Annotated in this window: 10 protein-coding genes; 7 read left to right on the top strand and 3 right to left on the bottom strand. The window is 44.6% G+C overall.

Annotated features, from left to right (window positions below):
- Positions 1-17: 17 nt before the first annotated feature.
- The gene (gene hsdR / locus SYK_RS15900) at positions 18-2,378 is read right to left on the bottom strand and encodes an EcoAI/FtnUII family type I restriction enzme subunit R (RefSeq protein WP_281761256.1); all 2,361 of its coding nucleotides are present in this window, start codon (positions 2,376-2,378) and stop codon (positions 18-20) included.
- A 310-nt stretch (positions 2,379-2,688) separates the two neighbouring features.
- Between hsdR and SYK_RS15895 the strand changes: the two genes are divergently transcribed.
- From SYK_RS15895 to SYK_RS15875, 5 genes are all read left to right on the top strand, one after another.
- Positions 2,689-5,721 carry a Fic family protein gene (locus SYK_RS15895; protein ID WP_281761255.1) on the top strand — a complete coding sequence of 1,011 codons (3,033 nt, stop codon included), beginning with the start codon at positions 2,689-2,691 and terminating at the stop codon, positions 5,719-5,721.
- Between the two features lie 208 nt (positions 5,722-5,929).
- Positions 5,930-6,547: a tyrosine-type recombinase/integrase gene (locus SYK_RS15890; protein WP_281761254.1), complete on the top strand. Its 618-nt coding sequence runs from the start codon at positions 5,930-5,932 to the stop codon at positions 6,545-6,547.
- Between the two features lie 77 nt (positions 6,548-6,624).
- Positions 6,625-6,945, top strand: coding sequence for a DUF2958 domain-containing protein (locus SYK_RS15885; RefSeq protein ID WP_281761253.1), 321 nt, complete (start codon positions 6,625-6,627; stop codon positions 6,943-6,945).
- Between the two features lie 2 nt (positions 6,946-6,947).
- Entirely contained in the window at positions 6,948-7,163 is a 216-nt protein-coding gene (locus SYK_RS15880; RefSeq protein WP_281761252.1) for a hypothetical protein, read from the top strand.
- A gap of 51 nt (positions 7,164-7,214) precedes the next feature.
- Positions 7,215-7,577 carry a hypothetical protein gene (locus SYK_RS15875; RefSeq protein WP_281761251.1) on the top strand — a complete coding sequence of 121 codons (363 nt, stop codon included), beginning with the start codon at positions 7,215-7,217 and terminating at the stop codon, positions 7,575-7,577.
- Here the strand turns inward: SYK_RS15875 and SYK_RS15870 are convergent.
- Positions 7,574-8,563: a helix-turn-helix transcriptional regulator gene (locus SYK_RS15870; protein ID WP_281761250.1), complete on the bottom strand. Its 990-nt coding sequence runs from the start codon at positions 8,561-8,563 to the stop codon at positions 7,574-7,576. The genes SYK_RS15875 and SYK_RS15870 overlap by 4 nt on opposite strands.
- Before the next feature lie 414 nt (positions 8,564-8,977).
- Here SYK_RS15870 and SYK_RS15865 point away from each other — a divergent pair, with 414 nt between their 5' ends.
- Both SYK_RS15865 and SYK_RS15860 read left to right on the top strand, forming a co-directional pair.
- Positions 8,978-9,856, top strand: coding sequence for a PcfJ domain-containing protein (locus tag SYK_RS15865; protein ID WP_281761249.1), 879 nt, complete (start codon positions 8,978-8,980; stop codon positions 9,854-9,856).
- A 149-nt stretch (positions 9,857-10,005) separates the two neighbouring features.
- Complete coding sequence (locus SYK_RS15860) at positions 10,006-10,593, top strand: hypothetical protein (protein WP_281761248.1); 588 nt, start codon at positions 10,006-10,008, stop codon at positions 10,591-10,593.
- Positions 10,594-10,664: 71 nt separating this feature from the next.
- On the opposite strand, the gene SYK_RS15855 is transcribed toward SYK_RS15860, so the two are convergent.
- Positions 10,665-11,609: a hypothetical protein gene (locus tag SYK_RS15855; RefSeq protein WP_281761247.1), complete on the bottom strand. Its 945-nt coding sequence runs from the start codon at positions 11,607-11,609 to the stop codon at positions 10,665-10,667.
- Positions 11,610-11,823: the final 214 nt, after the last annotated feature.

Genomic DNA, 11,823 nt, shown 5'->3' with positions numbered 1-11,823 from the left:
TGTCTCCAATTATATTGCTATGCCGAATAAAGGGCTTCTTCAAGTTCCTGTATTGCTTTGTGGTACTGATCCAGGCCACCAAAGTCTTTAATAATCTCAATAGGTGTCCCGAGTTCCGTGAAAGGCGATATGGTAAGAATCTGTGTCTCTTCGATTTGAGTGACACCTTCATCTGCGTATTTATCCACCAACGCTTCCAGCACTCGTTGGGCCTGTTCTCCATACTTCGTAAAGTAATCGCGTTTCTTGACTTGATCCGCACGTTCTCTGCGTGTCAGCGGAGGAGCACCCCATGCAACATGGCACACCAAATCGAAGGGACCATAATCTCGTCCGATCTCTTCAGCCAGAGCCTCGAAGAACACACCTTGTTCAGCAAGCTCTTCAATAATCGCTTGTTTCTTCTCAGCACTAGACCAGCGGCGCAGGAAGTCATCCAACGAAGTGAACTCTTTTGTCAGAGTTTTACGGGTGTAGTCTTTCAAAGACTCAGTAATCAGGTTGCCTTCGGCATCAAAGTATTGAACCCGCTCGGAAGCAACTTTGACCTTAACGCCTTCGACAACATAACGCCGAGTACCTTCTCCCTCGTCTTCACCTTCTCCCTCAGGATCAAAGTCGATGATCACTTCTTCGCCATCTTCTCCCTCATCAATGATTATAGGTTCTTCATCTTCGGGGGGGACTGTTGGATCATCAGGGCCAGGTTCGTATATCTGGACAGGATCACCGTCAAAGTCAGGATCAGCAAAGAGTTCTGTTGCTTTCTTGAAATCAATAATGGTGAAGTAGAACTTGCCATAGTCCTCATTAATTCGAGTACCGCGCCCAATGATCTGTTTGAACTCTGTCATGGACTTGATATTCTGATCCAAGACAATGAGCTTGCAAGTCTGAGCATCAACGCCAGTAGTCATCAACTTTGAGGTAGTGGCTATGACCGGATATTTCGATTCAGGGAAAATGAAGTTATCAAGCTCTGCTTTGCCTTCCTCATTATCGCCCGTAATCCGCATGACGTACTTGGAACTCTCCGTAGCAAGATCACCATTTTCATTCACCAAAGCCTGACGCATTCGTTCAGCGTGATCTATGTTCTCACAAAATACGATGGTCTTATCAAAACGATTGGTCTGGCGGAGAAAGTCACTAATCTTTTTCGCAACGAGCTGAGTTCTTGTGGGGAGGACCAGAGTTTTGTCGAAGTCTTTCTGGTTATAGATTCGATCCTCAATGACGTTCCCGTTCTTATCCGTCATCCCTTTATCGGGACGCCAGCCTGTCAGGTCTTTGTCCAGATCGATACGCACGACTTTGTATGGAGCGAGGAAGCCATCGTTAATTCCTTGGCGAAGAGAATAAGTATAAATAGGATCGCCGAAGTAATCGATATTCGAAACGTCCTTGGTCTCCTTGGGAGTTGCAGTCAATCCGATCTGCGTAGCGGCAGAGAAGTATTCCAAAATATTACGCCAAGCTGAATCAGCAGCAGCACTACCTCGATGGCACTCATCAATAATTATCAGGTCAAAGAACTCAGGGCTGAATTGTTTGTAGATATTCTGCTCTTCCTCAGTGCCAGTCACAGCCTGATAAAGAGAGAGGTAGATTTCATAGGACTTATTCGCCTGCCGCTTTTGGATCTTGGTCATTGCCGATCCAAATGGCTTAAAGTCGTTCGTCATCGTTTGATCGACCAGGATATTCCTATCAGCAAGGAAAAGGATACGTTTCTTCGTCTTGGATCTCCACAAACGCCAGATGATCTGAAAGGCGGTGAAGGTTTTACCTGTGCCGGTTGCCATCACCAACAGGATGCGATTCTGACCTTTGGCAATAGCCTCGATAGTTTTATTCACCGCGAGAAGCTGATAGTAGCGCGGAGTTTTTCCACTCCCGTCACTATGGTAATCCTGAGCAACAAGATCGGTCTGTTGTTCATCCAATCCCTGATGCACTGCCCACTGTTGCCAGAGGACTTCAGGTGAAGGGAATTCGTCAAGACTGAGTTCTCGCTCAATAACACCATCTGTGGCAATTTTATTATGGAAGAGAAAACCATCACCATTGGAGCTAAAGACGAATGGAACCTGGAGCATCTCAGCATAGCCCAAACCCTGCTGCATGCCATCGCCAATAGAATGCTTATTATCCTTGGCCTCAATTATGGCGACCGGGATATTCGGTTTGTGAAACAAGACATAATCAGCTCGGCGATTCTTGGCACGTGTATGGAGCTTTCCTCGAACAATTATCCGCCCAGCCGTAAGAGGAAATTCCTCGCGAATCTGCGTTGTTATATCCCAGCCCGCTTTCTCAAGCGCGGGAGTAATAAACTTCGTACAAATATCACGTTCGGAGAGCTTTTTCTTATTCACTTGGCCTGCCCATTTTTCGTATCCAAACCACGCAGCGATTCTACGTCTAAAGCGTTGAAACAATTCAGTGATAGATGACACGAAGTTTTTGGTCAATGAGAGAGTCAGAAAGGAGATAAGGCTCCCAAAATGAGTCCACCTCTCTATCCAACTCGGCCCAATACAAACTAGAAGTGCACAACATCCTAAAAAAACTAACTACAACCACTTAACAAAAGACCAATAGCATTCTATAGACATTAGCAGTTTTTCTACTTCATAATCCCTTACGCTCAAGCGCCCACTTTCAACAGACACCAAGGAAGACTCAATGCCACTCAAACGAATCCATCAAGACGAGACTCCAACGGTTGTTTCTAGAAATGAAGCCAGCGAATACATAATAGGTTCCCAAGCAAAAGATCTAGGTTTTGATAACGTCACAAATGTTTTCAACTTCAAAAAGGACATTGGAGCACCTGCGACAGAATTCGAAAAACGCAAATACTGGACACTCCCACCAACTAATCAAATAAAAGGGACTTCGAAAGCCAAGCTGCCGGACACTCAAAACATTAAAACTATATCAGCCAAAGAGGCTGCTGAAATATATCTTGAAAAGCTTCTATCTCACCAAGAAATCCCTGACAAAGTCATTATCGGCCAGCCTGCAATATCTGATAAACGTTGGTTGGAACGATACAGATCAAATATTCGTGCAATATTTAGAAAACTAGGTCAAAAGGCACCCGAATTCTTCTATGAACCTTTTGCCGTTTTTAACGCGTACAAACACTCCTTCCGCGCGCAAGAATCTTTCTCGATAGACGAGGATATCTTGATAATAGATATCGGGGGCAGCACTTTTAATAGCTGCATTATCAGGTCCAACAAAGATGGTGAACTTGATCGTACGAGTGCCTATTCTGTCCCACTTGGGATTGAATCAGAATTTTGTGGAGGGATGACTGTTGATGAATCGCTAATACAGTTCACAATAGGAAGAGCAAGACAAAGGGGTATAAACTGGAAAAACGATCCAACAAAAGACCTACATACCTTAGATCCCAGAGCTAAACTGATGGCTGAAAGGGTCAAAATTAAACTTTGTGAACAACTTGGCCGTGAAGCCGTTATGCGTAACGACTACAGGGACATTCATGAAACTATGACCTTCCCCAAAGGATGGCTGCACCCTGACCTTGAAATCATCCAAAAAATCAATGGGAACGATCTAAAAAGACTTATTAAGAAAAAATGGGAACAGGATTGGCACCGGCTAGTAAAAAAGACTATCAGACTTGCGCAATCAAAGATTTCAAAAGCTAAAGGAAAAAAGAATAAGCGCAAGCTCATCATTGGAAAAATCATTCTTGCAGGTGGTTCTTCTAAAGCCCCGTTCCTCAAAGATCTCATATGCCAAGCCTATGGTGCTCATGTAGATCAAGAAGACATATTACGAGTCAACAATATTGGCGAAACAGTTGCTCTTGGCCTGGCTCTTGAGTGTGCTCACCAAAGTGATAAGAATCCAGAACTCCAAACCAACAAACTTTCATCGTGCATTGTTAATCAACTTTATGTTGGAGTGCAGAGAGAAAGACACTCGGCGATAATCCCACTCACCACAGTGTGCGATGGAGTAAAGCGATCTGACGGGCTAATCTTTGATGCCCCCCTCCACATAGAGGACCACGATCTCACATGCGAAATAACACTCCCAAATAAAATTAACCCTCAGCGTTTCTATTACTGTTTCTCCGACAAGCCATTTGAAGATTTAGCAACAGGAGACTTCACGCTGAACCACCTCAATGATGTCGCGACACTGAACGTCAAAGGAAAGCTTAAAAATAAAGCCAAGCTAAAAATCTCTTTCAAAGAAGACGGTTACATCAAGCCAGAATTGCTCGTAAAAGGCAAAGGCCATAGAGCCGCCGAGGGATGGCTTCAGCACACTCTTGCCGAATTCGAACTCCCAAACCTAAACATCCGGGAAGGAAACACCTTCTTCGGCTTAGATTTTGGCAATACAAACAGTTATATTGTCGAAGTCCACAAGCGTTTAGACAAAATTGAAGAACTAGTTGAATATCCAAAATTTGGAATAGGCAACGACATTAAACGTGAATTACGCAATATGGATGCGACTATCAACGCGATGCGCAACACAGGCAGTATCAACCCAAAGCGACTCATTGAATTTGCGCACTATCAAGACAGCTCGCTAGTCTACAATTCAAATAAGATAGAACAAATAGATCTCTCATATGGAGAAACTGTTGCGCTGAAGGAACTAAGTAATAAATTACAACCAATTGAAGCTGAGGCAAAGAATCTTCTTAAGGCATATTATTGGGTTTTGGAAAACTATACCCAGCTCTTTGACGCACCTGAACGTTTTTTAAGAGAAGTAAATCGTATAATTATGCAGGGGGTTGAAAAAGAAGCAGGCCAATACAGGCCCCCAATGAAAGACTTCAAAATTGGTGGAGCTAGCTTCACGCCCCCAGCATCTGAATATGTTGGTGGCCTAATGAAAGAACTATCTTCGGAGATAAAGAGCCACCCCAGGAGATCTCCAATTGAAGTAGCGTCCTCTCTTCATACAAAATTTGTGTATATCCATCCATTCAGAGAAGGAAATGGAAGGACAGCAAGGCTGCTTCTCAATACAATACTTCTCAATTACGAATATCCAATCCTAATAATCGACCACAACAACAGGCCTCAATATATTGAATCACTTGATTCAGCAGTAAATGGAGATATATCAAAGTTCATCCATTTAATACTGAGAGAATACAATATTGCAATCAACGACTACAATGATTTCATTACAGCAGAAGATGAGCAAGAGAATGAGACTGTCGATTTTAAGGCACGAAAGGAGCTTTTGATAGAACGAAATGACTCGTTTTTTATCAGAAAAAGCCTAGAAACGGCCATCTTGCTGGCAAAAGCGTCTTTAAACATGCACGAGATGGACAGATCGTACCCAGATATTGCAATCTCCATAAAAGAATACGGCCTACCAGAGGAGGACTTCTTCACTCTAGAAAAGAAGAATAAATCTGTTTGGTTTTTTAGTGTTAATTTCCGTAACGAAAAGCATAGCGAAAGTTTCTTGTTCTATATCAACACAGCTTCCCCAATTTCCATCGACGGAATGAATCTTGACGCCTTTGCTCTACACGTTGCGAGACTTGAAGGTGATGTATACAAATCCCTAGGAGTCTCACCAGTCTCAATTCGCGAAATAGCCACCGACTTAACGAATTTGTATTCAATCCCGGGAATAAAACAAATTAACAGAGAAACGTTCAGACAGTTCTTTATAGAAGTGATAGAATCGTATTTTTAATCGTTAAGCAAAAATCACACACCTGCCACAAAGCGTCACCCTATACAGTAAGGGGAAACAAGCTCCAATACGTGCTATACTTTTTAAGATTTTGTATGAAATCTTAAATTTCAAACTCCAATGAAAGAGGCCTCTCTCGCACACCAACTCATACCAGCTATTCGACATAAACAATTGACTTTTTTTGATATTATGTTATAATGTAGTTATGAAAAACTACCGCATCACTCGCGACATGTTTTTCTCTGAATCACAAGCCAAACGACTCCCAACTATCTGTCAACGTAAAGCACGAGGACAGCCCGATCGTACAAAGCGACTCTGGCTGATTCGGCATATGGTTGTGCTCCTCGCTTTGGGCAGCGGCTTACGAGTTAGCGAATTGGCTGCACTGTGCATCGGAGATCTATTTCTTGTTAACGCTGAAAACTACCTAATAGTCCAATATGGGAAAGGAGGGAAAAGACGAGATGTATACTTAGACAAGCAACTGACCAGCCAACTACGGCAATTCATCAAGCGCAAAGAGAAGTGGCAGGAACCAACCTCATTGGACGCACCTCTCTTCTCAGGCCGTGGCGGGAACCATTACACCACGACGGCTCTCAATTTAAGCTTTAAACAGGCACTCAAGGCTGCAAAACTACCCGCACACTATTCTATCCATAGCTGCCGCCACACCTATGCAACCATGCTCTTAGCCAAAACCAACAATCTCCGCTTCGTTCAGAAGCAGCTCGGCCATGCGAGCATTAATATGACAGCCCATTACGCGGACGTCCTGCCTGAAATGAATCAGGCTTTGGCTAACGCCATCCTCGACTAATCTAGACAAATAATGACGCACTATACCGACTGAGGATTCAGCCGGGGCTTTGTTGCGTCCAAAATTCAGGAGACACCATGTGGAATGAACCATCCCAAGAAAGATTGGACCGAATGCCTAGGCTCTACGAAACCGAAGAAATCTCACTCGAAAACAAGGAAATACACCTCCACTTTTTCATCGGCGGGTGTGATTGGTACATTGCTGAATTCGACGGCGAGGACACCTTTTTCGGTTACGCAATCCTGAACCAGGACTACCTCAATGCAGAGTGGGGATACGTCTCCTTCCAGGAACTGAAGGATATCAAAATAGCTTGGGTTGAAGTGGACTGCGAGACAGAGGCCGCCTGGACAATCAAAAGAGCCAGCAGAATACCCGAAATACGGAGGCGATAGGCATGAATTCACGTGATATGGAAGATATACTTCTTGGCCTCTTCGACCCGCTTTTGAATAATGAAGAACGGATAAAATTACTCAAATCCTACCCCATTGACTCGGTTCAACCACTTGATGAAGTGGTAGGGGTAGGAGCTCCTAGTGGAATAAACATAGTATTCAGTCAGGGAGCCACATTCTCGCTAGTCATTGTTGCTGAAATTACAACAACTTAGAAAATGAACCGTGTAATTCAAGAAAACAGCACCGGCTGTGGCTTTGCATGTGTGGCTATGATCACAGAAGTACCCTATCAGGATATCAGAAATATGGCCGTAGAATGGTTCGGATTTGATCCAATTGGTCCCTTCTACACCACTGTGTACGACCTTCGGGATTTGCTAGCCGAATATGGTTATTCCTTATCAAGAAACACCCCATTTACGACCTACAAAACGATCAGCCCCTTGAGCCTTTTGGAGTTGCATAGGCCAGGGAATTACAGTCATTGGGTTCTTTCAGTGAAATGCGGACTAGACAGGTATATCCTAGACCCCGCTCCCCATATAAAAACAGACCAACGCCGCGACTGGTGGAGAATCAAAGTCATCAACTACGCGAATGTACGGAAGTTACCAGAGAAAACCTAGCTATTAGCAGCTAGAATGGCTTCAGCAGCCTCTTTTATCTCACTTCGAAGCTCTTTCGGGAAAACGACCTTTGCTTTGCCTCCGAAGCTCAAAACCCAGGATTTGACCTCCCACCAGCTATTTGCAGCGAATTCAAGATCGATATTGCCGTTCTTGTACTGCTTGATGGACTGGTCATCGCTCCAAATGCGTTCCTGAACGTAACCTGCGACGGAGTTGTCAAACTTCACTTTGACTCGGAAGTCTTCATGGTCAATCACACCAAACCCTTTGGGCTCAGGAGGCTCATCGGTGAAACCATGGGCGTCATTGAGCACATCCAGATTCTCTATCCTCTGGATGGCAAAGGTGATCTCATGTGCGGGCTCAAGGTCTCCTATTTCACGCAAAAGCCAACCGTGAGTATAGAGGCTCTCCCTGAATGCCAACAGCTTCACCGGCGCGAAGAGATATTCCTTAGCCTTTGGCGATCTGGTGGTCACATACTGCACAGAGCAAAGCTGCTTTGCTGCACTCGCAGCCACAATGTCTTTTATTACCTGGTGAAATGGCGAGTAGTCGATTCGGCCCTTGAATTGAACCCCACAGAATGAACCAAAGTCAGGGAGAATAGCCGTCTCAGCAAAGGCTGTAGCCTTCAGCAATGTAGCTTCGATCTCATTTTGTATAGAGACAGGCATTAAGTGAGCAACCAAATCTCGACACAATGCCAAATGTTGCAATTCTTCAGGGGTGAAATGGAGACTCTTCAACTGCGGCTTCTTCTCTGACCAATAATATCGTTCACCCTCAACCATTTCTGTTTTCAAGCTAACGACATGGCTCCGTTCGATTTGCTCTGCATACCGCAATATATTCTGCTTTGAGCAGCGGAACTTAGTTGCCAATTGTTTCAGGGAATATTTCCTGTCTGTAAAAAGCAACAGTCCCAATAAGCCCATCACCTTCTCTGCTGGCGAGGCATACGGATCTTTCTTTGCTGGCATGACGACCTCCTTTCTTCTGTAATCATGACATTTTTTTACATGGACGTCATTCCAAAATTTGGAACAACCCCACCATATATTGCCATAAACAGAACACGAACACCCCAAGGAACAATCATGATCCTCACCCATCACCATACCGAAATGCTCTGCCTAGCTGATGACTGCCTGTATTTTCAAATTAATGAAGTTAGCTATTGCCTCTCCCCTTGGAGCATGGGCCTTGAGCTCTCCTTACTTGTTGGCGACAATTGGCTTCCTATTAGAACGGACTCAGAGATCCAGCTCCTCCATCATATGAGTCATCGGTTTTTAACCAATTCCTACTTTGAAGAAATCATAGGTAGTATTCCTAAGGGTATTCGCACCAAAGCGATCCGATTTCACCACCTGCAACACACCATCTTAAGGCTCATGAGGGCCACACGAGCAGCTATCGATCTCGCTGATTCAAACCCCATATTACTGTGGCTTATAGCAAGCAAAGTCGCCTCCAATAAACTAACATACCAAAAGGCCAAGCCCCTTCTTGAGAGCAAGCAAAAAGCAATCCTAAAACGAATGTATCCTGGAAGTAATGCACTCTCTGTCAGTTTCATCAAAAAGATCCAGGCCACTCGATACAATGCCAAGGAGTTCCAACTGGTCAGTGCACTTGTTGAGAATGATGCCAACATCAACTCTCTTCGACATTGTACACAGGTGAATTTAGACATTCTCAGCTACTTCATTACAGAGGATTATGCGCTAAAAGTGCCACTAGTGAAGAGCCTTATTTCAGGCAAAGGCAAAGACATAGACCTTTGTGGCGAAATCCAAATCAAGATTCATGAAGCCATGGACGCAGCTTGGGGTATCGGACACGGCAACCCGATGGAAGCCCTACAGAGGTGTTCATCATACGACCAGATTTGTACTCTTCATATTCGTTGGGTCGAAAGAAATATTGGCTCCCTCGTAATGTTCGAAGACGAAGAATTCTCCGACGTATCCCACTTTGGGCTTCACATGCCAATGGCTCCAGGGACTCCTGAAATTGAAGCGATAACCAGCATCTCTGGACTGTTTATCGAAGGAGAAGAGATGGAACATTGTGTCGCATACTTTGCCGACGATGTGATCAATGGCGAAGCAACTGTGTATCGCGTCCTGTCTCCGCAACGGGGAACACTCATGCTCTTGAGATCATCAAACAGATTCGTCATCGACGAATTTCGGCTGGCAGGGAATGAAGAACCAAACCATGAGTCGTGGGCTTTGGTCAGACGTTGGGAGAAACTCATTAACTCCTAACAGACAAAGCTATCGAAAACTCCACTCACTACAGAAATGCCTTTGCAAAGCATTTGTCACCACATGCACTCCATTCCGAAAAATGGAACGGCACCCCCATACAATTCATATCAGAGGGCACAAGCTCACAATTAAACATAGGAGACGACATGAAAAACACGGAAGTGAAAAAAGGATTCAGTTGGATGGGCCTGCTCTTTGGCGGGGCCTATTATGCCGGATACGGTCAGTTGGTGAAGGGCCTAATATTGGCAGCAATCAGCTTTACCCCGCTTACAGCAATCCCGGTAAACATATACGCAGGCATCAAAGCCAAAAAGCAATTGCCGGTGGGCGCACAGGCTTTCGAGTGGCCCAAAGCTGTCCTGGTCTTTTTCATCCCGATCGTACTTGGAGGGGCGGTTCTTCTCTTCACTCAAGGCGGGGCCAAGCAGTATACAGAAGCAGACTTCCGATTAGAAGCATCCGCCTATTGGGTTGTCGATTCAACCGGAGAAGAGTGGGGTTTCGACATGAGGCATAAGCCTTATGCCTTGATCATTAACGAAAGGCGTAGCACACTTGATGTTATGAAGTTTACACCTGCTGACGCAGATGGAGTTTGTTTCATGGCGTTAAGACTATCTACAGGAAAATTGGTAGGCCTCACCATGAACCCCGCCGACAATGAGCTGATGGTTTTGTCCGCTGTCGAAGCTCAAAACGACACTCTACGCTTTGTTCGAGAACTACAATAATCCATAAACTAGGGTCTGTGCTGATGCGCTAACACAGACCCCTTTTTTTAAACAATTTACATACCATCGGATTATATAACTTCCCATTGCAAAAATTTCCCTTCAAAAGTCCCAACTTTCATCCGAGCTTTATCGGCTTGAATTGTCCATCGCTGGTCATAGTCTTTCAACGCCAATTGAATCTTCTTCATAAGTGGAGCCATCAACACTGAATCTCGGTAGCATTGGTATGGATTGCTCACCTTATTAGCTGCGGCTAGCCATTCAACATGAAAAGACTCTATTCCACCAGATGCATCAAGCTCAGGGTAATGATCCCACTCCCTTGGTAGATGGTTACCCTTCTTGAAAACACTGAAGGCAAATTGTCCATCAAGCAATTCTAGCATCCGAGGGCATCTTCGAAATCCATTCAAGTATTTTACATTGAGCCTTTTGCGCTTCTCTTTCGCTTTGTCATTTTTAAACGTAAACTCTAGCCGAACTCTATCTAAGCAGTCCATTGACCAAGACGGCTTGCCGTCCCTTTTCTCATCATCGGGGAGATCTAGCCCCCGCTCATAAATCTTTACGGCAATATATTTCCTGACATTATCCCAGAAATAAGAAACGCTATTCTCATCTCCCTCATCGTCAATCCCAGTGAAGACACGGCCTGCAGATGTAACCGGACCGGTATAGTTTGCAAAACGAATATACCGCCTAAGCAGCCAATGCACCAAAGGAGCATCAGCCGCCTCCTTGCACTTAAAATCGATGGCGTACTCCACCGAAGTCATGTGCAGAGCTTTGAGCCTCTTCCACAAATCCTCCAAAGATGCTGGGCTAGGACTAGTCACTTCTATCATCGCTCCAGCTTTTTTGGGTTTGTTCCAGTAGTAAATTTTAAACTCTATCCCCTGGAGATGAAAGAAGGCCATATAGTTATAACCCGACCGCCTACCATCTGGGGCAAGTTGCCTGAACTTAGGCAAACGCGCACGCAACAGGTTCACTGGTGCCTTTTTCAAAGACATGGTGACTCTGTGTATGTGCGGAACAACGGCTGTTATTCGAGAACAAGCCTTCGCAACCATACCTTGGTGTATTCGCGCGGCATTCTGAACAGCATAGCTCTCGTATTGTAATCTCCAATCTTGGTACAATGAACATCTCCACAGCTCCCCAGACGGGGATAATGAAAGTATATATGTATATATTTTGCTTACAGTATATGGCTAATGCCAATTC

Origin of the sequence: Pseudodesulfovibrio nedwellii, assembly GCF_027923765.1 — a bacterium.
Lineage (GTDB): Bacteria > Desulfobacterota > Desulfovibrionia > Desulfovibrionales > Desulfovibrionaceae > Pseudodesulfovibrio > Pseudodesulfovibrio nedwellii.
Note: the sequence above shows the minus strand (reverse complement) of the source record. Positions and strands in the feature narration are given on the sequence as shown.